This window comes from Bacteroides salyersiae (genome assembly GCF_031172035.1).
Lineage (GTDB): Bacteria > Bacteroidota > Bacteroidia > Bacteroidales > Bacteroidaceae > Bacteroides > Bacteroides salyersiae.
The window spans coordinates 1,606,974-1,633,617 of sequence record NZ_CP133452.1 but is presented as its reverse complement, the minus strand read 5'-3'; the positions used below and the strand labels follow the sequence as shown (position 1 = coordinate 1,633,617).

At 42.9% G+C, this 26,644-nt stretch carries 15 protein-coding genes; 7 read left to right on the top strand and 8 right to left on the bottom strand.

All coding sequences use genetic code 11. The features are described 5' to 3' along the window. The first annotated feature begins 326 nt into the window (after nucleotides 1–326). The 5 genes from RB604_RS05985 (at nucleotide 327) to RB604_RS05965 (ending at nucleotide 8,872) form a co-directional block, all read left to right on the top strand. Complete coding sequence (locus RB604_RS05985) at nucleotides 327–2,720, top strand: DUF5689 domain-containing protein (RefSeq protein ID WP_005927027.1); 2,394 nt, start codon at nucleotides 327–329, stop codon at nucleotides 2,718–2,720. Between the two features lie 130 nt (nucleotides 2,721–2,850). Then, nucleotides 2,851–4,044, top strand: a complete 1,194-nt coding sequence (locus RB604_RS05980; RefSeq protein ID WP_005927029.1) for a DNA/RNA non-specific endonuclease — start codon at nucleotides 2,851–2,853, stop codon at nucleotides 4,042–4,044. A gap of 12 nt (nucleotides 4,045–4,056) precedes the next feature. Continuing rightward, nucleotides 4,057–5,091 (top strand): endonuclease/exonuclease/phosphatase family protein, encoded by a 1,035-nt coding sequence (locus RB604_RS05975; protein ID WP_005927031.1) that lies wholly within the window; start codon nucleotides 4,057–4,059, stop codon nucleotides 5,089–5,091. Between the two features lie 15 nt (nucleotides 5,092–5,106). After that, nucleotides 5,107–7,848 (top strand): carboxypeptidase-like regulatory domain-containing protein, encoded by a 2,742-nt coding sequence (locus RB604_RS05970; RefSeq protein ID WP_007479079.1) that lies wholly within the window; start codon nucleotides 5,107–5,109, stop codon nucleotides 7,846–7,848. A 28-nt stretch (nucleotides 7,849–7,876) separates the two neighbouring features. Next, on the top strand, nucleotides 7,877–8,872 hold the full coding sequence (locus RB604_RS05965) for a DUF5689 domain-containing protein (protein WP_005927035.1): 996 nt from the start codon (nucleotides 7,877–7,879) through the stop codon (nucleotides 8,870–8,872). A gap of 92 nt (nucleotides 8,873–8,964) precedes the next feature. Here the strand turns inward: RB604_RS05965 and RB604_RS05960 are convergent, their stop codons facing one another. From RB604_RS05960 to prfB, 7 genes are all read right to left on the bottom strand, one after another. Beyond that, nucleotides 8,965–10,260, bottom strand: coding sequence for an MgtC/SapB family protein (locus RB604_RS05960; RefSeq protein WP_005927038.1), 1,296 nt, complete (start codon nucleotides 10,258–10,260; stop codon nucleotides 8,965–8,967). 46 nt (nucleotides 10,261–10,306) lie between these two features. Next, entirely contained in the window at nucleotides 10,307–10,774 is a 468-nt protein-coding gene (locus RB604_RS05955) for a CYTH domain-containing protein (protein WP_005927041.1), read from the bottom strand. A gap of 97 nt (nucleotides 10,775–10,871) precedes the next feature. Continuing rightward, on the bottom strand, nucleotides 10,872–11,933 hold the full coding sequence (locus RB604_RS05950) for a porin (RefSeq protein WP_055293368.1): 1,062 nt from the start codon (nucleotides 11,931–11,933) through the stop codon (nucleotides 10,872–10,874). A 192-nt stretch (nucleotides 11,934–12,125) separates the two neighbouring features. Further along, on the bottom strand, nucleotides 12,126–16,328 hold the full coding sequence (locus RB604_RS05945) for a glycoside hydrolase family 95 protein (RefSeq protein WP_055293367.1): 4,203 nt from the start codon (nucleotides 16,326–16,328) through the stop codon (nucleotides 12,126–12,128). Between the two features lie 492 nt (nucleotides 16,329–16,820). Further along, a complete protein-coding gene (locus tag RB604_RS05940; protein ID WP_229103542.1) occupies nucleotides 16,821–19,103 on the bottom strand; it encodes a helix-turn-helix domain-containing protein in 2,283 nt (760 codons plus the stop codon). 80 nt (nucleotides 19,104–19,183) lie between these two features. After that, on the bottom strand, nucleotides 19,184–19,318 hold the full coding sequence (locus RB604_RS05935) for a hypothetical protein (RefSeq protein WP_005927054.1): 135 nt from the start codon (nucleotides 19,316–19,318) through the stop codon (nucleotides 19,184–19,186). Nucleotides 19,319–19,391: 73 nt separating this feature from the next. Then, a protein-coding gene (prfB, locus tag RB604_RS05930; protein WP_122282116.1) for a peptide chain release factor 2 occupies nucleotides 19,392–20,511 on the bottom strand; the annotation gives its coding sequence in 2 pieces (ribosomal slippage) (nucleotides 19,392–20,447 and nucleotides 20,449–20,511; 1,119 coding nt in all). Nucleotides 20,512–20,643: 132 nt separating this feature from the next. Between prfB and RB604_RS05925 the strand changes: the two genes are divergently transcribed. Further along, nucleotides 20,644–23,565, top strand: a complete 2,922-nt coding sequence (locus RB604_RS05925) for a M16 family metallopeptidase (protein WP_055293363.1) — start codon at nucleotides 20,644–20,646, stop codon at nucleotides 23,563–23,565. Between the two features lie 85 nt (nucleotides 23,566–23,650). Here RB604_RS05925 and RB604_RS05920 read toward each other — a convergent pair whose 3' ends face one another. After that, complete coding sequence (locus RB604_RS05920) at nucleotides 23,651–25,459, bottom strand: AMP-dependent synthetase/ligase (RefSeq protein WP_055293360.1); 1,809 nt, start codon at nucleotides 25,457–25,459, stop codon at nucleotides 23,651–23,653. 88 nt (nucleotides 25,460–25,547) lie between these two features. On the opposite strand from RB604_RS05920, the gene RB604_RS05915 reads away from it, so the two are divergent. Further along, a complete protein-coding gene (locus tag RB604_RS05915) occupies nucleotides 25,548–26,615 on the top strand; it encodes a M20 family metallo-hydrolase (protein ID WP_005927066.1) in 1,068 nt (355 codons plus the stop codon). Nucleotides 26,616–26,644 lie beyond the last annotated feature (29 nt).

The following is a 26,644-nucleotide window of genomic DNA, read 5'->3' as shown; positions in this document are numbered from 1 at the left end:
TATTTTCAATAAAAATAAAAGAATACAACCATATGACTAAAAAAACAGAAAAAGTCAAGCAGTAATGAACATCTTCAAGAAATAAAAACCTTTTGTTTTTTCATTTGTTATACACAATATAGAGTAATCACAGGAGAGACATTATCAAATAGTCACTTTGCCTCAGTCTTTTACATGTTTTACAGCAAAAAATTAACCAAAATGTAATATAAAATAGGATTACTAACCTTTGTTTATTCAGCTCAATAATATATCTTTGCCTACTCAATTGTGGCAAAAAATATATATTATATGCCACGAATATTAACTTTTATTTTTTAACATCAATGAAGAATCTAAATTTTCTGAAGTTGTTTTTTGGGACAATACTCCTGATTGCCACAGCAACTTTTGTAAGTTGTGTCGATGACAATGATGACACAGAAGCTCCTTTTCTGGAAGTTTCTCCTACAAGTCTGATCTTTACCACAGATGGTGTTCCTGCTGAAGGAAGCCAAGCATCTTTTGAGATCTTAACCAACCGTCATTGGACGGCAACAGTGAAAGATGACAAATCTTGGGTTACTCTCTCCGCAACTGAAGGCGATGGCAGTGCCACCATTCAAGTTAGCATCCCGGAAGGAATCAACGATGAGGCCAACATCGATATTCAAATTTCAAATAAAGTAGGGCCGTTGATGACAGAAACGGTGAAAATTACAAGCGGTAATATCGTGCCGGCAGAAGTAATTTATCACGAAACAGTGGGTAGTACTACCGTAACAAACCCTTATCCCTATGTTGATGCATATGAAGGATGGGCTAAAACCGGTATCGGAGCCGCCAATGTAACATATTCCGGTCAGAAAGCGACCATTAGATCCAGTGGATTGCCCAACAATAATCCGAGTGCCTATGACGGAGCTTCCGGTCCCAATGTTGTCTTTTTCGGTACACTACCCGCAGATTTTGTTATCGGTGACATTGCACTGACAACTGAACAAACCAATCTAAAACTGACGTTTGGTGCAAGCTATTCATACAAAGCAGAAGGAGCTACCGATTATGACAACACCTTCGATCCGAGTAAGTTCACAGTATCACTGAGCGGGGATGGCAATACATGGGTTCCCGTAACTTACACTAAAAATAATGGCGATGCCGAAACACCTTACTGGATTTTTGCAACGGCAAACTTCACACTTAAACAAACTTCAGCCAAATTATACATTAAATTCACTGCATTAGCAGCATCCGCTATCCGTCTTGACGACATCACTTTGTCCACAGGTAATGGAGGTCAGGAAATCGATTTAGGGAATGTTACTCCACCGGAACCGGGAGAAACAAAACCAATTACCATTCCTGAACTTATAGGAATGATGACTACTACGCAGACTCCAGTAGATGCTACCACTGACCGTACATTCGAAGCTGTTGTACAAAGCAATACGGAAGGTGGAAACTATACGAATAACAACCTTGTTCTCGCAACGGAAGGAGCAACTGCGGCAGGCAATGGTATTACTCTCTTCGGAAGTCAAGTAGATCCAGCTACATTACAACTTACGCAGGGAGATAAAGTAAAAGTCACTCTTTATAAAGGCCTTGCTAAAACAGTAAACTACAATGGTATGTACGAAGTAACCGGTTCTCAAACTGACAATTGGGCAAAAGTTGAAAAAATAGGAACAGCAGCTATCACTCCAATTATCATTACCGCAGATAAACTTACAGAATATCAAGGAATGACAGTAACGATAAAGAATGCAACACCTGAAAATGCCGGTATTTGGGGAAGTCAAGATACTCATGCTTTCACTGCGGGTGGCATTACATTCGCTGTATTTTGTAAAGAAGACTCACCGGCATTTGCCAATCAGCCATTTGTAAAAACAGAAAGCGACATCACTGGTTTGGCGGCAGTCTATAAAAACAATAGTCAACTCGTACCGCGTAACCTGCAAGATGTTATCGGTTTTAACTCTACAGATCCTACAATTATCAAAGTGACTCCTTCTCCTGTGAGTTTCCCAGCCACAGGCGGTACCCAAGTTTTAGATGTTGAGATAGCTAATCAAGGAAGTAATACTATCTCTGCCACTGGATTAAGCGGTATATTATCTTCTACAGTAGATGGTAATAAAATCACAGTTGTAGCAGAAGCAAACAACAGTACAGATCCTGAAAATCAAACGTTGTCCATTTCACTTACTAACGGTAATACAGTTACTGTGCCCGTAAGCGTTTCTGGACAAGGTAGTGGAAACCAAACAGTAATTTCTGTAGATTTAACAAACGCAGCCAATTATCCAAGTACATTCCCTAAATTAAAAACGGAAATAAAAGTAGAAGCCCAAACATTCTCATTCGGTGGTTACGATTATGTTTTTGCAGGTTCAACCGGGAATGGTTATTATCAAGCAATGAACAGTAATGTTCCTTATATAATAAACGGAAAACAAGGAGCCTACATCGAATTACCGGCTATCGCAGACAAAAAGTTAACCAAAGTTACCGCTACCACACGTAGCGGAGCATCTACCAACGTCATGGTAGCTATCGTAGACGGTTCTAACACGGAAATTCCTGGTGGAAAAGCGATCAAATGGGATCAGGCAGATGGTAACATGGATTATACTTACAATTTAACAGGAACAGCCATCAATACTAAATATAGAATCTATATTAGTAGCTCTCATAACGCCCAGTTTACAAAATGGGAACTCACTTACGAGTAATTGATGCTTCTCCCCAGCCCTCCCCGCGAGAGAGGGAGCTAAGTTAGTTTTATAACTAATTAATAAACAAGAGTATCTGCTTCCCTCTCCCACGGAGGAGGCTGGGGAGAGGCTTTAAAACAATTTATAAATGACATCAATTCATAAATATTATACAACTGCGATACATACCGCTTTGCTTACAGTGTTGATACTGTGCGTAGGTTCTTGTAGCAGTGATGATCCGGAAGTAGCACAAAGCCCGAATGATGCCTACTGGAAAGTTTCTTCAACGGTAAGCTCATCCGAAGGATCATCAGCAATTATCATAACAGGTACAACAGGAACTGAATGGGATGCAGAAATCACCGAAGGAAGCGGATGGTTCTCGTTCAGCAGTAAAGATTATGCCAACTCTTCCAAACATGGCACAATAAATGACGGATTAAATGTACTGTATGTATATTATAAATCCAACACAGGGAGAGAGCAACGCCAGGCTAAACTATCTCTTCGGTTTGCAGGAGAAGAACCCCAAACCTTCAGCCTTGTTCAAATGGCCGAATCGCAACAGAACTTACCGGCTTTCGGAGCATGGGTAGAACTGCCGGAACGTAAAGAGAATGCAAATTATCAATACGTTACACATTACGGGCCATTAAGTAACAATAAAACAGTCCGTAACTACTCCATTTGCTTCGACAAGACGAAGAAGGCCGCATTATGGGTTGCCTATCCGATACATAATGCCTATCTGACAGGATCGGGCAAGCGGACAGACGCATGGGCGTTTGACCCCATCATCCCCATAGCCTATCAGGCAAACTGCATAGACAAGTCGTATAGAGGTAGCTATGACCGGGGGCATCAATTACCTTCCGCAGACCGTCTGGCGACTAATGAATTGAATGCTCAAACATTCTATATGTCGAATATGACTCCACAATTGAACCGACTCAATCAGGATATGTGGGCCAATCTTGAAAACAAAGTTCGCAACAATAAATGTTCCGATACTTTATATGTAGTAACCGGTGTGTATTTCGATTCAAATGCGACGACGTACGACGGAGCCGGCAACATTGTATCACTCCCGTCAAACTACTATAAGGTATTATTGCGTACCAAAAGTGGTTCGACAGGCAAAGCAATCAAAGATTGTTCGGCAGACGAGCTGATTTCTATCGGATTCTGGGTGGAACATAAATCCTACGGACAGGATATTCCCCGGTCTATTTGCACTAAAGTTGCCGATATCGAGGCCAAAACCGGTTTCACGTTTTTCCCACAAGTATCCGCTTCTGTAAAACAACAAAATAACCCTACGCAGTGGGGAATTAACTAATAACTCTGGCATATGAAAAAGCTATTGATTCCTTCTATTTTCTTTGTGTTACTGATTTCATTCAGTTTCGCACAGAAGCCTTATAAGGTGGTTTTCTATAATCTCGAGAACTTCTTTGATACAATCAATGATCCCGAAGTTCTGGATGACGAGTTCACTCCTGATGGCCCCAAGAAATGGAATACAGCCAAATATAACAAAAAGCTCAACAACACAGAGCGGGTACTTTTTGATATTGCAGCCATCGATAAGAATTATCCGATTGTAATCGGTGTTTCCGAAGTAGAGACCAGAGGCGTGCTGGAAGACATCGTAGCAACGCCCAAACTGGCACCCGCTAATTACCGAATCGCCCATTTTGATTCACCGGAAGCACGTGGTGTGGATGTGGCATTCCTTTACCGACCGGATGTGTTCAAAATAGAAGGACAGTATCCTGTAAAAACAGTCATTCCTTCGCTACCCCATTTCAAAACGCGTGATATCCTTACCATGTGGGGAACGATCGAAGATGAGCCTTTCTTCTTCATGGTAGCACACTGGCCCTCACGTTTGGGAGGCAAAGAAGCTTCGGAGTTTAAACGCATCGCGGTAGGAGAACAAATGCGCAGTATTGCCGACTCCGTGTTACGGGCAAATCCGGCCACCAAAATCATTGCAATGGGAGACTTTAACGATGATCCGACAGACAAGAGCATCGCTCAAGGATTGGGTGCGAAATTCAAACTGAAAGATCTCAAGAAGGGAGATATGTACAATCCATATGCAGACATGCTGAAAGCCGGATTCGGTTCACTGGCTTATGGTGATGCATGGAATATTTTCGACAACATTGTCATGAGTGAGAATCTGGCTAAAGGTTCGACCGGTAAGCTCCAGCTTCAGAAAGCACCCGGCTCCAAATTCTATGGCAATATCTTTAAGCAACGATACATGGTGCAAAAAGAGGGACAATACAAGGGATATCCGTTGCGTACATATGTGGGCAATAATTTTCAGGGAGGTTTCAGTGATCACTTCCCCGTATATATCTATATAGGTAAATAAAAATCTTCAATATTTATGAGAATAAAAACATTTCTGATTATGGTGTTATCTTTGGCTTCGCTGACGGCTTTTGCACAGGGTGGCGGTGTTAAAGGTAAAGTCGTTTCCCGTACAACGCGTGCGGCTATCGATGGTGTAAAGGTCACCTTAACACCCGGCGATATTACGACAACAACCGATGCAACCGGTAATTTTGAGATTGATAAATTGGCGAAAGGCGAATACTCACTTACTTTTGAAGCAACCGAATTCGAATCGCTGACCATTGCCGTCCGTGTAGACCAAATGATGAGAGATATCAATCTCGTAATCATGGTACCCGAAAACACAATGATGTTGGACGATGCCGTATTTGCAGAGTTCGATACTGAGACTTTGGATGATGCCCAGTCATTACCTTCATCACTGTCCGCATCAAAAGATGTTTTCAATAACATCGCATCTTATAAATTCAGTGAGATGCGCTTCAATGTCCGTGGTTACGATTCACAATATTCGGATGTCTATATGAACGGTATCCAGCTTAACGATGCTATGACGGGATATACTCCCTGGTCATTGTGGAGCGGCTTGAATGACGCTACCCGTAATCAAGAAATCACCTCCGGATTAAATATGGGTGATATGGGTATCGGTGGCATTGCCGGTACGACCAATATCAACACCCGCCCTTCACAAATGCGTAAAGGATTACGTGCCAGTGTAGTAAACGGTAATTCTATGTATCGTTTCCGTGGCATGCTAACTTATTCATCCGGGCAACAGGACAACGGCTGGTCATATGCCTTTTCCGTTTCAACCCGTCAAGGAGGAAATTCTTACGTAGACGGCGTTTTCTATAACGCTTTCGGCTACTTTGCAGCTGTCGAAAAACAGTTTAACACCCAACATCGTTTAGGACTAACTGTTTTGGGTACTCCTACGGAGCGCGGAGCACAACAGGCCTCTACCCAAGAAGCGTATGACCTGGTAGGCAACAATTACTATAACCCCAACTGGGGATGGCAGGACGGCAAACGCCGTAATGCACGTGTACGTAATTATCACGAGCCCATCGCAATGCTTAATTATACGTTCGATATCACCGATCGTTCTCAATTGAATATTGCCAGTTCCTTACGTTTCGGAAAGAATGGTTATTCTGCACTGACATGGTATGGTGGTCCGGACCCACGTCCCGATTACTATCGCTATCTGCCGAGTTTCTACAATGGCACAGAAATCGGTGCATGGCTCGACGAAGCATGGCGCACCAATACAGACAACATACGCCACATCAATTGGGATCAGTTGTATGACATCAACCGTAATCAGCCGGAGAACTCGCTGTATGGCTCCGGACGCCGTGCCATCAACATGATCGAAGAACGCCATACCGATCAGTTGGACTGGAATTTCTATACACAATTCTCACACCAACTACGCAACAATTCCAAAATCAACGGCGGGATGAACCTTCGTCGCAACCGTACTGAATATTACAGCGAAGTAAAAGACTTATTAGGCGGTGATTACTGGGTGGATGTAGACAAGTTTGCAGAACGTGACATGGGTGGTCTTAATCCGGTTCCTTACCAGAATGATATGGATTATTACCAGCAATACGGTCATGCCCGTGCAGCCAAAGAAGGAGACAAATACAGTTATGACTATTATGGCAATAACCTCACCGCTCGCGCTTGGGCTATGTATGAAACAAGTTTCAAAGGTATTGGTATCAACCTTGGTGGTGAGGTGGGACACTCTACCTTGTGGCGCCATGGTTTATGGAAAAAGGGGTTATTCCTCGATAATTCACAAGGCGACTCCCAAAAGTTGAATTACCTGACGTATAAACTGAAAGCTAATTTCAATTATAAATTCTCGGCAGCCCACTCTATCGATGCCAGTATTATCTATATGCAGGATGCGCCGGCATTCCAGGCGGCATTCGTATCTCCACGTACGCGTAACTCCGTTACTCCGGGTATCTCCGCTGAAAAAGTATTCGGTGTAGACGCATCCTACAACCTGCGTATAGGAGATATCAAGGCACGTGTATCCGGTTATTATACGAAGTTCATGGATCAGACAAAAGTACTGTCGTACTATGATGACGTGGAGTCCACTTTCTCTAACTTTGCAATGAGCGGTATCGACAAGCGTCACTTCGGTCTGGAAGTAGCTGCTTCTATACCTCTTTATCAAGGATTGTCTTTGAACGGAGCTATCAGTTGGGGGCAGTTTACTTATGATTCCAATCCCGACTATGTACAGATACAGGATAACAGTGGCGAAATCAAAAATCAAGGTAAGGTCTACTGGAAAAACTTCCGTGTAGAAAGCACTCCGCAGACAGCTATGAACATCGGTTTATCTTATCGCAGCCGTAAAAACCTCTATGCTTCCGTAGACTTGAATTACTACAACAATATGTATTTGTCCATGAGCCCGCTCTACCGTACGGACGCTGTTTTATCACGTAATATGACAGAAGAAGACATCCGCGAATTACGCCATCAGGAGAAGTTCGATCCGGCTTGTGTCCTCAATGCCAGCATCGGTAAGAACTGGTACATCAACCGGATCTATACACTTGGATTCAGCCTTGAAGTAAAGAACCTGCTCAATAATCAGGATATCAAGACAGGTGGATATGAGCAAGTACGTCTACTCAAGAACAAAGATGAAAATTATCAGACGTACCAGCCGTTCGATTCGAAATATTTCTATATGTTCGGTACGACCTATTATATGAATATTTATTTCCGGTTCTAAGTAACGTAACGAATAAAAAATGAAAGCTATGAACAAAATATTGAAAATATGCATGATGGCAGCGATCGTATTAGGCTTTACGAGCTGCTATAACGACTTTGACGATCCAGCTCCGGCGAAAGTATGGACTGAAGAGGATTTTGCCAATGAAACTTTGATCTCGATCAAAGACTTCAAGCAACTATTCTACGATGTATACGGCAACGGTGCCGCAAGTTTAGGCAAGACTCTTGAGATCACAGAAGATTACGTTATCCATGGTAAAGTAATCTCAAGCGACCAGGCAGGCAACGTTTATAAATCGGTATATATTTATGATGAAGACTCAGAATCGGCTATCGAACTGAAGCTAATGGTTAGCAACTATGTATTTTATCATCCCGGACAGGAAATATTCGTAAAGACCAAAGGACTGGCAATTGGCTGTTACCGCTATATGTTAAGTGTGGGTGGAATGCCGACAGAAGCGGATATTGCCAAAGGATATGCCAATCGTAATCTTGAAACCCAACTACTGGTTAATGCCCATATTTTTACCGGTGCTTTGGGAGAGTTAAGCCAAAGTGATACATTGGTTGTAAATAAAACCAATTATAAGACAGAACTCAACGATGATGCCTTAGGCCGTCTCGTTCGTTTCGAAGGTCTGGAATACAGAGCAGGAACATTCGATGACGACAAATACCCCCAATATTTAGAAACGACTTATCCGGGTGGTTCAACTACGGCCGTTTATACCAATAAGTATTATGAAGAAGAAGGGTTGACACCGACTTATGCGTATAGTTATAATAATCAGCGCTACTATGGTTCGTCCTGGTTCTCGTACAACGAAGGCAATCCTACCTCGACAGGTAATTACATTGTACGTGTAAGCGGTTATGCAAACTTCGCACTTCAACCGTTGCCGGAAAATGGAAAGACAGGGGATATTACAGCCATTTACACAAAGTATTCATCAAAATCAGGAGGATTTATCAAATACCAACTACTGGTAAATAGCATGAACGATATTCAATTCTGATAGAAATGCTCAATAAAGAAATAAATTTCCGAAAATAAAAAAGTCCGGGTGTACATCGCCCGGACTTTTTTATTCCCATAAATATCAACGGATTACAATAGATAGAAAATCAATAACAACACAGCATTTATTGCCACTACACACCCGAATCCTCCTAAAATCCACGGACGCAGCTTACTCTCTTTCCCGGAAAAAAACAAGGCATAACACATGTTCACCAGAATATTGCTCACAATAGCCTGCATACTACAAGCCGTAACAACCAACACAGCCACACTGCCCGTATTTTGCAGCAAGTTCAAGATAAAAGGAGTAATATCACTAAAACCGGAAACAAACGATAAAAGATTCAACCCTCCCGTACCGGCATAAATCAAAGTATAGTGAGTAAGCACCGTAAAAACGACAAATAACCCCGCAAAGATCAAAGCAACTTTGAACTCCAACGGATTGCTGCTGTCCTCTTCTTCATCCAGACTTTCGGTACCATCCGTTTTCTTCCGCCGGGAATGAATAAACCAGGCAACAGCAGCAGCTACCAAAGCCATAATAAGCAAATAAGGATAGATACTGACAAATATCTCACGACTAAAAATAAAAATAAGTATCATAAATCGCAAGAACATCATACTTACAGCCAACAACATGGCAGCCACATACTCCGTAGCCTGTTCGGAATGCGCATTACGGCTTTTACGTGCCAATACAGAGATGGTGGCCGTACTGCTATACAATCCGCCGATGATACCGGAAACCAATACTCCCGACTCACGGAACACATAACGCTTTAATAGATAAGACAGATACGAGATACCGGAAACCACCACCGTAGCCAACCATATGGAATAGGGAGTCAGATTGATATCCGGAATGATGTTCTTGTCGGGCAACATCGGCAAAATGATTCCACTGATAGCCAAAAACTTGGCAAGAGTGATCATCTCGTCATTCTTCATACGCTGGGCAAACTCAGTAAAGGTATGCTTCAATTCTGTCAGTAACAATACAGTCACAATTACCATCACGTAAAACCACGATGGCTGCGTGTCTACAATGGGAGCAATACAATAAGTAATCAGGGCTATTATAATAGTAGTAATCCCGAAAACATGAAATTGAGACTGCTTGACGTAATAGTTCAGCCCGAGCAATATCCCCAAAATCAAACCGCCCCCCATAAAGAGACGCATATCTGCTTTATCAAGAATATAAAGCAGATATCCCAATATACCGATAAAAGTAAAAGTACGGTCTGTACCGAAAAGCGTGGTTTCTCCTTCTCGTTTCAGACTGATTCTACGCTGCGACAAACCGATAAGAAGAGAAAATAAAGTCACCAAAATAAAGGTAACCAACTCGCGCGGCAGATAATTATATAATTGTTCCATACACTGTTCTTTTGAATGCGAACAAATATACAGATTATTTTTAGAGTTACCAGATTGTATACGGCTTTTTCATTAGCTGTGAATTATAGTAACGGACATCCCCCGTCACCTCTTGACCGATAAAAGCAGGCTTCACAAAAGCTTCATCCTCTGTACTCAATTCAACTTCCGCCACTACAAGCCCCTCATTCTCACCATAAAATTCATCCACTTCAAAAACATGCGCCCCGCTACGGACCAAATAACGGGTTTTATCAATCACTCCCGGCTCACAAAGTTTCATCAATTCTTCGGCCTCGTTCAACGGCAACTCTCTCTCCCACTCGTAACGGCTGGTTCCGGAAGCATTAGAAGCCCCCTTAATAGTAAGATACCCTTTACCATCACGGATTCGTACCCGTACCGTCCTTCCCCGGGCACTGCTTATGTATCCCTGTATAATACGACTTTGCGCAAAAGCCTGCGATTTATAATCTCCCGAAACGAGAAATTTACGTTCAATTTCCTGTGCCATGCTGCAAAAGTAGGAATGAATAATGAATAATGAACAATGAAATTAATTTATTTTCCAGCATCATCGCTCCTAAATCATCATTCATAAATCATACAACTCAAAACCGTGTCATAAATTCAATCACTAACTTATCCTGTTCGGACGGATCGGGTATTCCTCCACTTTTATAAAAATACTTTTCGTAGTTCAAGCGTATATCGGCTATAAAAGATTTGGAGAAGCTGAAAGTCAAACCGCCTGTCACACGATGGCGTGCATAATCGGTTATGGCCAACTTATTCGGTTCCGTTTCAGACGTTGTTATTCCATCACTATGATCCGTCATCATATCATAACGTGCCAGAAAAGACATCTTATGAAAAAAGCGGCGAAGCGGAATATCATAAATAGCGAAACTATTGACAGAATGCATATTCTTAAAAGCGTCATGTCCATACGTCTTATACAAATATTCCGCTTCTATATGGAATTTATCAGTTTCATAATAAATTCCGGCATCGTACATATTGACGCGTACCTCGGCAGGTTTCATCATTTGGGTACTCAGCGTAAGATTCCATCCCTTCGCAAACCAAAGTTGCCCTTTCAAAGAATAATTCAATGTTTTATGCCATTCCTTCTGTTCTGTCAGTCCGGAGCCATTGAACAACCCGCCTTCAAGGATAAACGGCAAAGATGCATCTTTGCGTGTATAAGCCAGAGTGGCCCCGACATCACGTACATCACCAACCTGTTTTCCAATAAACGAACGGTTAGCGAAAAAGCGTACATGCGGCGAACGGTGCGCATCAATCGTAAAAGGAACCCTCATCTGTCCGATTGTAAAGTTGACATGCTTTATTGGGAAAATACGAGTATAAGCATCCAGCATACGGATTTTTCCCTGATCGGACAGATCTATTTCCGCTTTATAAGCCACGATCGGAAGCACATTGCCTGTCAAGCTGAAACGGGCATTCCGTACTTGAAAACGACTTTCGTCAGTTGCCGTCTGATATTCGTATTTTGCACGGATCGTTCCATGGATTGCCGGTAAATAGTCGTGCAATTCCATCTTCTCCTTATCCAGTTTTTTCCCATCTACCACTTCTTCGTTTACTTGTGCCAAAGCTGTTGTCGTCAGCAGTAATCCTGCCCCAATCGTAACCAATATTTTCATCAGGTTTATAACTTAATATTTTGGTGCAAAAGTAACGATGCCCCCATACACCCTTATGACAAACAGGTTACAAATGTATTACACATTACAAATAGATTACGAAGTACAATAACAGTTCCATCAGACAACAACCAACAGTATTGACAAATATATCATAAAAAAAGCGCCCCTCACAGGACGCTTCCATTCATCTTACTCGGCTACCATTATTTTCGCAACCCGATTATCCGCCTTAACCAGATAAACGCCATTCGGAAGTACTACACGACAATTTTTCTGATGATTCGCCTGGAACAACTGCTTTCCTTCCAGATCAAAAACAGCTACACTTTCACAACTATCCGACAGAAAGAGGTGGCCTTTCCGATAATAAACAAAATTTTCCGTAGTCACATCTCCAATACCGGTAGCATTCAGTACGGTCAGAGTCCCATCTCCTTCGAAATAACCGGGGTGAGTGCCGACACTATACGTTCCGGGCACTTGTTTTACACCGTTCAGATACAGTTCGGCTACACTGCCGTTTGTATTCATAACCGCCTTTCCTCCTTCATTCAATTTTAAAACAGCACAGTCACCGGCAGCTCCCACATGGTTAAAGACCACCCGATTACCCTTACCAATTTGTATTTCACCATTGCCCAAAGCATATGCGGCATCTCCTTGTACCCCAATTACCGATCCCTCGGTACGTGGACTATTGGTAATACTCCAAACACCGGTAAAACCACTGTTATCACCTTTCAGCACAAGAATGGCACTATTCACCGTTTTTGCATCATTTGCCACAGTAACCGTCGACTTTCCATCTACATTTCCCTGTAGTGTAAGCGTATTTACCGTACCACCGCCACTTAGTTTAAACGATACTTCCCCATTGATATGAACAGGACTGTTCCAACCGAAATCACTGCTGCCACTGGCATAACTCATACTCGTACCGCCTGCCATATAGAGTTCTTTAATCTTACTGACTGTTTTTCTCAAACGAATGTTATTAGCATTAAGATACATCACTACCGGAAAATTATCTGTTGATGCTTCTATTTCGGAATCAACAAGAATAGTATCTCCTTCAACCGGTAAAATAGCCGGAGTATAATTGGCGGCAACCTCCCAATTTTTATTTGCCTGCGGAGTCCACTGAAAAGCATAATCAGGATGGACAACCGTCAAAGTACCCTCTCCCTCCAGATAGGCCGGCAATTTAGTAGCAGTATACGTTCCCTCTGCCAATAATTTACCACCGGTATATACTTCACTCAAAGAAGCATCCGTATCCAGAATTAATTTACCGCTTTCGGCAATATTCAGTTTGGTTTTGTGATACAGGCAATCACCGCCTGCCAATCGAAGTCCGGCTTCCGCAGCAACATCGATATTACCGGTTCCGGCTGCATTCTTACCATGGACAGTTACCTCACCTGCTTTTATATCCAGATTTCCGGTCCAGGTATCATTCACTCCCTGTATAAACAGTTTTCCGGTTTCTGTTTTGCTTAAAGTGCCTTCGCCATCCATATTTCCTATAAGAACGAGATTACCGGCCACTTCCGCAGTCACATCCGACATCAATGAGATGCCTCCGGTAGTTAAAGTTGCCCCTTCCGATCTGTTTTTTATTACTGCACCGTTGAAAGACAATTTTCCCTTCAGATTCGAAGCAGCAGAAACCAATGCTGTCGTTCCCTCTTCAAGAGTGATATTACCGGCAAAATCTCCCCCGTCAAAATCTATCGTGCCATGAGCCACAATTCCCTGATCCTGTTCTTTCGGTGTCCCGGCAGGATTCCAGTTATTAGGCTGATTCCAAGAATTTGATTCGGCACCTGTCCATTCATAAATATTACTTACAGGAACAAATGTGTAGGTCTTCCCGGCTTCCGTTTCAATATCATACACAGTGGTTTCTACCAAATCCAGTGTGGGAATCTTGGTAATATCTTTAATTACCGGTTCGGGTATTTCATAAACACTGTTCAGTGAATTGCTGTTATCACCCTCTGCTACCTTCATCGTGAAACTATCTCCCGGTCTCAGAGGAGTAGCAGTGCGCAAACGCAAATTGCCTCCTATGCCGGATTTAACCGTTACAGATACAATTTTACCCCACTTCCACTGCATATCCACAATCTCAAATCCTCCTCTGGCTTTCAAACCGGTAACTTTGCCTTCCGACCATACATCCGGTAACGCCGGCAATAAATGCACAGCCCCGTCATGGCTCTGTACCAACATCTCTGCAATACCGGCACAGCACCCAAAATTACCATCTATCTGGAAAGGCGGATGTGCATCGAACATATTGGCATAAGTTCCTCCATTCGCATCCGAAATAGTAACATTCGGATCCTTCAGTTTCAACTGATTCTGAATCAGTTGATAGGCATGATTGCCATCCTGTAACCGGGCCCACAAACAAACTTTCCAACCCATAGACCACCCACGGCTCTCATCCCCACGTCCTACCAATGACTTCTTTACAGCCTGGAACAGGGCAGAATTAGTATAGGGAGAAATCTGAGTACCGGGAAACATACCCCACAAATGAGAGACATGACGATGTCCGGAACTCTCTCTGTCCCAATCTTCAAGCCACTCCTGCAACTGTCCGTATTTACCTACATGCATCGGCGGCAACTGTTCTTTCAACTCTTTCAAATCGGCAACAAATCCTTTATCCGTGTTCAATATTTCAGCAGCCTCAATGGTGTTGCGAAGCAGATCGTATACCATCTGATTATCCATGGTCACCCCACTAAAAATAGCCGCATTCTGTTTGCTACCACTATCATCGGTATACGAAAACAATCCCGGATGATTCTCCGGAGAATTGGAGGGTGACACAACTTTGTAACCGGTATTCGGATCTGTAATCAGAAAATCCTGATAAAATTCGCTGGCGCTCTTCAGAACCGGATAGATCTCTGCCAAAAACTCTTTGTCTCCGGTAAACAAATAATGTTCCCACAAATGAAAACAGAACCAAGCGTTGCAGGTAGGCCACACACCGCATGCCGATTTGTCCACCGCCCCGGTAGAACGCCAGATATCCGTATTGTGATGAAGCGTCCATCCGCGACAACCATACATTTTACCGGCCGACTCTTCTCCGGTCACACTGACATCTTTCACCATCTGCAAAAAAGGATTATGACATTCACTCAGATTCGTGACTTCGGCTGGCCAATAATTCATTTCAACATTTATATTGGCCGTATATTTACTATCCCACGCCGGATACTGCCCGGCATTCGGATTCCAGATTCCCTGCAAATTAGCCGGTTGTGTTCCCGGCTGTGAACTGGAAATAAGCAGATAACGCCCAAACTGAAAATACAAGGCGGCCAATGAAGGATCATTTACTGTAGAAAACTCTTCAATCCGTACATCGGTAGGTTTCTTTTCCTGTTCACTGTTATTGCCCAGATTCAGAGTAACACGTCCGAACTGCTCTTGATATTTCGCAATATGATCCGCTTTGGCCTGCTCGTAATCTTTGTCAAATTTGTCAAGATACTCTTTGGCACGTGCTTCACTATCGGCACTGATATCTTTATAACTAACAAAATTGGTAGCTGTCGAGATATAAATACAAGCACTATTAGCATCCGTAACATTCAAGCTACTGTTTGCCGCCGTCTGACTACCTCCATCAGCAACGACCTTTATCAATGAATGGGCATGCAACAGATTAGGAATATTTTCTTCCGTCTTTTTCCCACCTTCAGTGTAAACAGACAGCATATTATCGGCTCCTTCCACCAGCTTAACAGTCACCTTGGTACGATTTGTTTTCAATGGGCCGACAAAAAAGGTTTTAAAAGTCACCTTACCCGGTTGGTCAGCCGAAATTTTAATAATAATCAACTGATCTGCCAATGAAGTAAAAACCTCACGGGTATAGTTCACCCCATCTACCGTATAGGTTATTTTGGCAACCGCATTGGAGAGATCCAATTCACGATAATAATTAGACGGTGTTTGGTGGTTTTCGGGAAAATCGAGCAACAGATTACCGATTGACTCATAAATCATCCCGTGACCGGTGATATTCCGGTCTGCAATAATATTAGCCAATGCTAACTTTTGAGCCTCTGCATACTCACCATTATTAATATAATTCCGGATATCTTCCAAATGCGTAAGTGCATTCGGATTCGCATTGTTATAAGGACTACCCGACCAATAGGTATCCTCGTTAATCTGAATAGTATCCTGTGAAGCGATACCATAAACCATTGCTCCTAACCGCCCGTTTCCCAAGGGCAAAGCTTCCACCCAATAATCGGCAGGACGATCATACCATAACTTAAGATCTTGTGCCGACATATTTCCGGTACACAGACCTACTACTAACAGCAGTAAACTTTTCATCAGTACATGTTTTCTCATGGATAAAATACATTTTAATAGTTAACCATGAGGCAAAGTTATCCAACGAAAACCTCCCCAACCGGGTAAAAACGTTTCTAAAAAAGGGTAAAATCATATATCCACCCATAAAAACCAATATTTATAAATTCGATTTATTGATCAAAAACAGCAGTAATCACACCTCAAAAGTCCCCTTTTCAAACACCCTCAAATACAAATCCTTTTTACCAACCAACATCAGGCTCCAAAAAGATAACAAACTAACAATAAACAAGTTATCTACAAAAGTATCACATACCCCTTCAAAACCGAACAAAAATTAGCAATGAAATAATCCTCCTTTCGGAAGAAATAGTCCACCTCCCAATGGAAAAGCTTAACAGCCTCAACCTGATATAAAAACCATGTGAAATAAAAGTTTTCCCAAAATCAAGTTCAACCTTTAAAATAACCATCATCAATGATGACAGCCAGCCAATTGGTATATTGGCATATTGGCGCATTGCCCAATTATTCCTGTTCTTTCAAATAAGTAGTAGGCACCTTGCCGGTTTCTTTCTTGAAAACCCGGCTAAAGTATTTCGGGTCACAAAAACCAGTCATGTCCGCTATCTCCGCAATCGTATACTTTTGCGACTTCAACAAGCGTTCCGCTTCCCTTATCCGAATATCCTTTATAAATTGTGCAGGAGTCTTATTCACACTTTCTTTCATCCGCCGATACAACAAAGAACGGCTGAGTCCCAAATACTCTCCTAAGAAATCGACTGTAAGATTATCATTGGCTATATTTTGCCGTACAAAATCTTCTGCTTTGCGAAGAAATCGCTCATCTTCCTCTTCTTTCAAACCGACTGTTTGCCCGTCCACTGTTCCGGACGATATATCAAAATTTATCTGCTGCCGCCTTTTCCTGTAATAAATGACCAAACAGAGCGATACAAGTAATACGACGGCGAATCCGGCATACAACATTTTCCTCTTAAACGGCGGGTCGATATCAATAGACAAAGTAGTAATCTCTGCACTCCAAATTCCTTTGCTATCGGTATATTGTACCTCTAATAAATATTCCCCATTTTTAAGCCCGTTCAGAACAATCGGCTCTCTTTCCGCCAAAGGTATCCAAACGGAATCCGGATTCAACCGATATTTATACTGTATTTTCCCCATATAGCCATAATCCAACACAATGGGGGAAATGCGGATCTCCTGCCCTTCAGATGCCTCTATTTCCGTTATATCCGTGTGTAGATGTAATGTATCTACAAGAATTTCTTTCCAACAAAAGGAGGGATTATTTTTCGACAAGTCATTCAAATGCATGGTAAGATAGCCATCCACTGTCCCCACCCAAAGAGTACGTTCCCGGATAAAAGCCGCCGCTTCTGAAAAGGTCATATTCCTGCCAAAATAATTACTCCCAAAAATCTGGACCTGCTGACCTGCCGAATATTTGAAAAAAGAATCATCCTTAATAAAGTAAAGAACCCCGTCCGTATCTTCTGCAACAGACAGAACGATCTCCGATGAGACGGAGGGTATTTTGAAAGATTCCAATTCCCATTTGCCATTTCGGATAACGAGTTTATGCAATCCGAAGCCCATCGTTGAAACATAGACCGTACCATCCTGTGCGGCATATATATAAGAACAATCGTAGTGGCACAACCGTTGTTCCAATCGTCCGTCCTTATCGTACATCAACAATCCTTTCTTGGAAGCCACCGCTATATGACCATCAATCATAGTGATATGCCTTATTCCGGCAACCGTATCCACCCTCTGTGGAAGAGAATCGTAGTTAGGTTGCCAGGCTATCTTATACAATCCATTATGGTACGTTCCTATCCAAAGATTTTGCCGGTCATCAAAAGCAAACGAATAAATACTGGAATCTCCCTCAAAATCAGTCCAACGGCGAATCTCATACCGGCCTTCTTCCTTTGGAGTAAGCATAAACAGTCCGCCCCCTTTACTCGCCATCCAGACATTTCCGTGCCGTAATTCCATCGAATAAATGTTTGCCCCAAAAGAGACAGGTTCCCTTTGTATATCTCCCCGGGGAGATAAATATCCGATAAAATTCCGGTGCAGGTCATACATGTAGATCCGTCCATTCTTACCAGCCAGCCAGAATTCCTTTTCCATATGCAAGAAAGCACGAATCTCCGTCGCATAGATAGGAGAATCCGTATCCTGTATATGTGTATAGTACTGGTACTGCTCATTTGGAAAACTTATCTTATAAAGGACATCGTTGCAATTGACCCACAAATTACCATTACGATCGGTACAGGAAGCATGCAAAGTAGTGCTTAAATCTTTCTTGGTAGGTACGGATAAGAAAAATGTGTTCCTGCTATCGGAGATCGTTATACCATTTTGTACCGCTTTTAAAACATATGGATTCTTTATCTGTTTTTTAGGGAAAGCCTGAGAAGCCGGCACGGAGAATCTTTTTGTTACCGGATCAAACAGATAACATTTATTTTGTGGTGTCCGGCAAAGAATCCCTCCATTCTCCGTTTCGGCTATCGAACCGAGCCTTCCGATCAGTTGCCCGTCATCCAGTTTATTATAAGTAGAAAACTCACAACCGTCATATTGGCATAACCCATTCCAAGTAGCCATCCACAAATATCCTTTCCTATCTTGCAAAATATCCCGGACAACGCGGTGAGACAGTCCATCGGCCGTGGTATATATCTGATAATGTGTAATATTCCCGGCCAGTACATTAAAACCGGACAACAGATAAAAGACGAAAAGCAACAGGAAATATCTACACATTCTACAAACATTATAAAGAATAAACAAGAAGGAGGCTGTACTCAAACCGCACAGCCTCCATTAATTGTAAAATCTGCTCTTCAACTCACGAAAGAAAAACCTATAATCATGGCAAGTGCCAAAATGACGAGTGAAATAGAAATGATCTTGATCACACGTTTTGCCTGTTCTTCCTCCTTTTTGGTGTGTGTTACTTTTTTCTTATTCTTACCCATATGTTTTTAGCTTTAAAGTTCAACGCTAACAAAGCTAAGAATAATTATTCAAACCAACTAAAGAAGAAGAGAATTAATTTTGTTCCTCGGATGAAAATTCCATCAAATAGGCTTTAATGAAGTCTTCGATCTTTCCATCCATCACTCCATTGACGTCAGAAGTCTGATAATTAGTGCGATGATCTTTCACACGGCGGTCATCGAATACGTAACTTCGTATCTGCGACCCCCATTCTATCTTTTTCTTTCCTGCTTCCACTTTTGCCTGTTCGGCCATACGGTGCTGTAGCTCTTTATCATATAAGATAGAACGCAACTGGCGCATGGCATTTTCCTTGTTCTTAGGTTGGTCACGGGTTTCGGTGTTCTCGATCAGGATTTCCTCTTCTTCACCGGTATAAGGGTCTTTAAACTGATAGCGCAAGCGCACACCCGACTCCACCTTATTTACATTCTGACCTCCGGCACCACCCGAACGGAAAGTATCCCAGGAAATACGTGCCTGCTCGATATTCACTTCGATACTGTCGTCAACCAACGGAGTGACAAAAACCGAAGCAAAAGAGGTCATTCGTTTTCCTTGTGCATTATATGGAGAAACACGCACCAGACGATGTACCCCATTCTCCCCTTTCAAATAGCCGTAGGCATAATCGCCCTCTATCTGGATGGTACAGGTCTTGATACCTGCCTCATCACCTTCCTGCAAAGTAGAAATAGTGGCCTTATAGCCATTCGTTTCGGCATAGCGCAGATACATACGCATCAGCATGGACGCCCAATCCTGACTCTCCGTACCACCGGCACCGGAATTTATCTTCAGAACACAACTCATCTGATCGGCCTCACCGCGAAGCATGTTTTTCAGCTCCAGATTCTCAACCGCTTCCAATGCTTTGGCATATCCTTCGTCCACCTCCGCCTCGGTGACAAGATCGTCTTTATAGAAATCGAAAGCCAGTTCCAGTTCATCACTCAGTGTCCTGACATGATTATAACCCTCAATCCATTTCTGAAGATCTTTCACCTTCTTCATTTGCGCTTCGGCACGCTTCTGGTCATCCCAGAAACCCGGAGCTTGTGTCCTTAATTGTTCTTCTTCGACCTGAATTTTCTTCCCGTCGATGTCAAAGATACCTCCTCAGCGCATCAGTGCGCTCTTTCACGTCTTTAAGCTGTTCAATAGTAATCATTTCGATTTATAATTTAGCGATTTACAATTTACGATTGAAGTTACTTTATCCAATCATTTTATTAGTCTCAAGGGTGCAAAGATAAACAAAATTCTGCTACCTTTGCTTTCATAACTAAATTGTTATCATTATATGAATAAACTACTAAAATTATCCTGCCTGTCGCTATTTCTTCTGATGGCGGCAAGTGTAAGCAGCGCTTCTCTCAAAGATTACCGCTACGAGACAGTGTCCAACGATCCGTTGAAAGCACGTATTTACACACTTGACAATGGGCTGAAGGTCTATATGACCGTCAACAAAGAACAACCACGCATACAGACGTATATCGCCGTACGTGTAGGTGGTAAAAATGACCCTGCCGAAACCACCGGGCTGGCTCACTATTTTGAACACTTGATGTTCAAAGGAACCAAAAAGTTCGGAACACAAAACTATGAAGCCGAAAAACTGTTGCTGGACCAGATCGAGCAACAATTCGAAATATACCGGAAAACCACCGATGAAGCAGAGCGCACCGCCATTTACCATAAGATAGACAGCCTGTCGTACGAAGCTTCCAAACTGGCCATCCCCAACGAATATGACAAGCTGATGGCTGCCATCGGTGCTACCGGTACCAATGCTTATACCTCTTTCGACCAGACGGTTTATGAAGACGACATTCCTTCTAACCAGATAGACAACTGGGCAAAAATACAGGCAGACCGTTTTGAGAATTGCGTCATCCGTGGATTCCACACAGAACTGGAAACGGTATACGAAGAGAAAAACATGTCGCTGACCAAAGATCCGCGCAAGGTATACGAAACAGTGCTTTCTTCCCTTTTCCCACATCATCCTTACGGCACCCAGACCGTATTGGGAACACAGGAAGATTTGAAAAACCCTTCCATCACCAATATCAAAAATTATCACAAGGTATGGTATGTGCCCAATAACATGGCTATCTGCCTTTCGGGCGACTTCGATCCGGATGAAATGATCGCTACCATCGATAAGTACTTCGGTCATTTGAAGCCCAACAAGAACTTGCCGAAATTAAACCTGCCGAAAGAGACGCCGATCACGGCGCCGATCGTGCGAGAAGTACTGGGACCGGATGCCGAAAGCCTGACATTAGCATGGAGATTTCCGGGAGCCGCCAGCAAAGAATTTGAAACGCTGCAAGTGGTATCGCAGATTCTGTATAATGGCAAAGCCGGACTTATCGACCTCGACCTCAACCAGCAACAGAAAGTATTGCAGGCTTACGGTTATCCGTTAGACATGGCAGACTATTCAGCACTGATGTTACAGGGACGTCCCAAACAGGGACAGACATTAGACGATGTAAAAAATCTGTTACTTGAAGAGATCAGCAAACTTCGCGCCGGAGATTTTGACGAAAAGATGCTACAAGCCAACATTAACAACTTCAAGCTCTATGAGATGCAGAGGTTAGAGAGTAATGAAGGACGTGCAGACATGTTTGTGAATGCTTTTGTCAACGGTGCCAAATGGGAAGACGAAGTAACCGCCATCGACCGTATGGCAAAACTGACCAAAGCCGACGTCGTCGCTTTTGCCAATAAATATCTGACGGATCAGAATTATGCCGCTATTTACAAAAAGCAAGGGCAAGATCCTAACGAGAAGAAAATGACCAAACCGTCTATCACACCGATCGTAATGAATCGTGACGTAACCAGCGACTTCTTGAGTGAAATACAAAATAGTAACGTAAAACCGATCGAACCTGTATTCCTCGATTTCAAGAAAGACCTCAGCCAACTGAAAGCCAAATCGAATATCCCCGTACTCTACAAACAGAACACAAGCAACGATCTTTTCCAGTTGATCTATGTATTCGATATGGGCAATAACAATGATAAAGTGCTCGGTACGGCATTCGACTACATTGATTATTTAGGTACTTCCGACATGACTCCGGAACAATTAAAAAGCGAATTCTATCGTCTGGCATGTACTTTCCGGGTAGTCCCGGGCAACGAGCGTACTTATGTCTTACTGTCGGGACTGAACGAGAACATGCCCGAAGCAATGAAGCTTTTCGAAAAGCTGATGGCAGATGCACAAGTCAACAAAGAGGCATACACCAATATGGTGGCAGATATTCTGAAATCCCGTAAAGATGCCAAATTGAACCAAATGCAGAATTTCCGTCGCCTGATGAGCTATGGCATGTATGGTCCGAAGTCTCCGGCTACCAATATTCTGACAGAGGCCGAACTACAGAACATGGATCCACAAGAATTAATAGACCGTATCCACAATCAGAACAGTTATCAACATCGCATTCTGTATTATGGGCCAACAAGCGAAAAAGAACTATTGGCTATCATCAACAAAAATCACCAGGCGCCCAAAAAGCTGAAAGAAATTCCTGTAGGCAATGAATTCCCACGTCTGGAAACACCGGTTACCCAAATCTTTATCGCACCTTACGAAGCAAAACAGATTTATATGACCCAACTATCCAATCGTGGCGATAAATTCGATCCGATGATCGAACCGTCCCGCCAGATGTATAATGAATACTTCGGTGGGGGTATGAACTCTATCGTTTTCCAGGAAATGCGTGAAAGTCGCGGACTGGCATATTCTGCATGGGCCGGACTGAACCGTCCGTCTTATCTGAAATACCCGTATATGTTGCAGACTCAGATAGCAACTCAGAACGACAAAATGATCGATGCCATCAAAGTCTTTAACGACATCATCAATAATATGCCGGAATCCGAAGCTGCTTTCAAGCTTGCCAAAGAAGGACTTATCGCCCGTCTGCGCACAGAACGTATCATCAAAAGCGACATTATCTGGTCGTATATCAATGCCCAAGACTTGGGACAGAATGTAGATAGCCGTATCAAACTCTATAATGATGCACAGAACATGACGTTGAAAGACGTAACCGATTTTCAGAAGAAATGGATAAAAGGACGCACCTATACATACTGCATCCTCGGTGACAAGAAAGAACTGGATATGGAAAAACTGAAAGAAGTAGGACCTATTCGGGAACTGACACAGGAGGAAATCTTCGGATACTAATTAGTTGAAAGTTGAGAGTTGAAAGTTGAAAGTTACTATGCAGCATAATAGCGCAGCCTAACTTTCAACTTTCAACTCTCAACTTTCAACTCTCCTCGTACATCTTGTCTATCACCTCCTTGTAGTTTTTAGCTACTACAGGGCGTTTCAACTTCAATGTATTTGTCAGTTCTCCTCTTTCCATGCTGAACGGTTCCGGTAGAAGTGTAAAGCGTTTCACTTGTTCATAATGGGCGAACTGTTGCTGCAATGTATCGATACGGGCGCGGAACAAGCCGATAATTTTCGGGTGTTGCAATAATTCTTCCATATCCTTATATTCAATACCTTTCTCTTTTGCATAATCTTTCACAAAACCATACATGGGCACAATCAATGCAGATACAAATTTACGCTGATCAGCGATAATCGCAATCTGGTCGATATAACGATCGATGGCTAACTTTGTCTCCAACGCTTGCGGAGATATATATTTCCCGTTGGACGTTTTAAATAAATCCTTGATGCGTTCTGTCAAATACAAGCAATTTCCATTCAGATAGCCGGCATCGCCTGTATGGAACCATCCCTCCTTATCGATAGCCTCAGCCGTAGCTTCCGCTTTTTTATAATACCCCTTGGTGATTGTCTTTCCACGCAGCAGAATCTCGTTGTTCTCACCGATCTTCACTTCCACGTCCGGCATTACAGTACCCACCGAACCGATTTCATACCCTGAATTCTGAAAACATGAAACGGTTGCCGTAGATTCGGTAAGTCCGTATCCAACCAGCATATTAATTCCTACCGAATGTACGAATTCACAAATTTCATCAGGAACCGCCGCACCGGCCGTCGGGAAGAAGTTACCATTCTCAATACCGATTGTCTTCTTCAGCAATGAATAAACTGTTTTTTCATAGAACTGATATTTCAAATGAAGCATCAGGGGAGGCGTTTTTCCTTTACGCAGGTAATCTATATTGTGTATCTTACCTACACGGATAGCATCGAGCATCAACGCTTTCTTTATACCGGTAGTTTCGGCTATTTTCTCCTGTACACCGGCATAAACTTTCTCCCAGAAACGCGGTACGCTACACATCAGAGTCGGACGAATTTCCTTAATCGTCATCTGAATATCCACCGGACGGAGGTTGATGCATATCTGTACTCCCTTATGGATACAGAGATAACTCCAAGCCTTCTCGAACACATGAGTCAATGGCAGGAAGTTCATCGACACATCTTTGTCCGACATATCCACCAGACGAATATCATGAATGCGGAAAGCTTCAAGGAAGCAAGAGTGATGCAACATGACTCCTTTGGGCTCTCCCGTCGTACCGGAAGTATATAAAATATTGGCCAGATCGTCTTCCGAAGCGCGTGAAGTACGTTCTTCCACCACATCATTATGAGGCAATCCTTCACCCATTGCCAGAAAATCATCAAAATAAATGGAAGATACGTCACGCCGGTCTTTTACCACAGAACGGTCGAATATGATAATCTGCTGCAACGACGGACAAAAACCGAATACACTGAAAGCAGCATCATACTGAAATTGTTCGCCTACAAAAAGAATACGGATTTGTGCATCGTTGATAATGTATTGTGCCTGTGCGGGAGAACTCGTCGCATACAGTGGGATGGTCACCGCCCGATTGGCAAAAGCCGCAAAATCCGTAAAAAGGCATTCCGGTTTATTTTGAGAGAAAATACCGATATTCTCTTTCTCCTGTACACCGAGTGCCACCAAAGAATTAGCAGCTTGCCTGACAGTTTTAGAAAACTGGTTCCATGAAATGGGAATCCATTGTGCGGTCTGGTAATCACGGTATCGGAGCGCTGTCTTTTCGCCATACTTTTCAGCCTGACGATGAACCAAGACAGATAAATGATGATAAGTCATATCTTTTGTTGTTAGTAAATACACGGCAAAGATATTAGTTTTATTTGAAACTATCGCCTTTTTCAATAATTATCAGTAAGTTTGCAGCATGAAATACGATGTATCTTACTTAACGACAGAGGCCGTAAGCCTTCTTAAATCGCTTATAGCCATCCCCTCGGTCAGCCGCGAAGAAGCACAAGCAGCCGACCATCTACAGAATTATATCGAAGCGGAAGGTATGACAACCGGCCGTAAAGGCAACAATATCTGGTGTCTCAGTCCGATGTTCGATCTGAAAAAGCCAACCATACTACTCAATTCCCACATCGACACGGTGAAGCCTGTAAATGGCTGGCGAAAAGACCCTTTCACCCCGAGAGAAGAAAACGGTAAACTCTACGGGTTAGGAAGCAATGATGCCGGTGCCAGTGTGGTTACCCTGTTACAGGTGTTCCTGCAACTATGCAGAACACAGCAGTCATACAATCTGATCTATCTGGCTTCCTGTGAAGAAGAAGTCTCCGGTAAAGACGGAATAGAAAGTGTATTAAAAGGACTTCCTCCCATCTCATTTGCCATCGTAGGAGAACCGACAGAAATGCAACCTGCCATTGCCGAAAAAGGTCTGATGGTGCTGGATGTGACCGCTACCGGAAAAGCCGGACATGCCGCCCGTAACGAAGGTGACAATGCCATTTATAAAGTGTTGGCTGACCTTGCCTGGTTTCGTGATTACCGTTTTGAAAAGGAATCTCCCTTACTCGGTCCTGTAAAGATGAGCGTTACGGTAATCAATGCCGGCACACAGCACAATGTGGTTCCCGACCGATGTACGTTTGTGGTGGACGTACGGAGCAACGAGCTGTATTCTAACGAAGAATTATTCGCAGAGATAAAGAAACATATCTCTTGCAAAGCCGAAGCGCGTTCGTTCCGTCTTAACTCTTCACGGATCGAAGAAAAACATCCTTTTGTGCAGAAAGCCATTAAGTTAGGACGTGTTCCTTTCGGGTCTCCTACCCTGTCGGACCAAGCTTTAATGCCGTTTCCATCGGTAAAAATAGGACCGGGGCGCTCATCACGTTCACATACGGCAGACGAATACGTCATGTTGAAAGAGATGGAAGAAGCAATAGACCTGTATCTGAAATTGCTGGACGAATTGGCTCTTTAGACAGGCGGAAGGGATAAATAGTTTTTTCA

Excerpts from the sequence above, each read along its gene's own strand:
- RB604_RS05965 (WP_005927035.1), top strand. The coding sequence starts at position 7,877 with ATGAACAAAATATTGAAAATATGCATGATGGCAGCGATCGTATTAGGC.
- RB604_RS05975 (WP_005927031.1), top strand. The coding sequence starts at position 4,057 with ATGAAAAAGCTATTGATTCCTTCTATTTTCTTTGTGTTACTGATTTCA.
- RB604_RS05915 (WP_005927066.1), top strand. The coding sequence starts at position 25,548 with ATGAAATACGATGTATCTTACTTAACGACAGAGGCCGTAAGCCTTCTT.
- RB604_RS05935 (WP_005927054.1), bottom strand. The coding sequence starts at position 19,318 with ATGGGTAAGAATAAGAAAAAAGTAACACACACCAAAAAGGAGGAAGAA.
- RB604_RS05985 (WP_005927027.1), top strand. The coding sequence starts at position 327 with ATGAAGAATCTAAATTTTCTGAAGTTGTTTTTTGGGACAATACTCCTG.
- RB604_RS05950 (WP_055293368.1), bottom strand. The coding sequence starts at position 11,933 with ATGAAAATATTGGTTACGATTGGGGCAGGATTACTGCTGACGACAACA.
- RB604_RS05920 (WP_055293360.1), bottom strand. The coding sequence starts at position 25,459 with ATGACTTATCATCATTTATCTGTCTTGGTTCATCGTCAGGCTGAAAAG.
- RB604_RS05955 (WP_005927041.1), bottom strand. The coding sequence starts at position 10,774 with ATGGCACAGGAAATTGAACGTAAATTTCTCGTTTCGGGAGATTATAAA.
- RB604_RS05970 (WP_007479079.1), top strand. The coding sequence starts at position 5,107 with ATGAGAATAAAAACATTTCTGATTATGGTGTTATCTTTGGCTTCGCTG.
- RB604_RS05925 (WP_055293363.1), top strand. The coding sequence starts at position 20,644 with ATGAATAAACTACTAAAATTATCCTGCCTGTCGCTATTTCTTCTGATG.
- RB604_RS05960 (WP_005927038.1), bottom strand. The coding sequence starts at position 10,260 with ATGGAACAATTATATAATTATCTGCCGCGCGAGTTGGTTACCTTTATT.
- RB604_RS05980 (WP_005927029.1), top strand. The coding sequence starts at position 2,851 with ATGACATCAATTCATAAATATTATACAACTGCGATACATACCGCTTTG.
- RB604_RS05945 (WP_055293367.1), bottom strand. The coding sequence starts at position 16,328 with ATGAGAAAACATGTACTGATGAAAAGTTTACTGCTGTTAGTAGTAGGT.
- RB604_RS05940 (WP_229103542.1), bottom strand. The coding sequence starts at position 19,103 with ATGTGTAGATATTTCCTGTTGCTTTTCGTCTTTTATCTGTTGTCCGGT.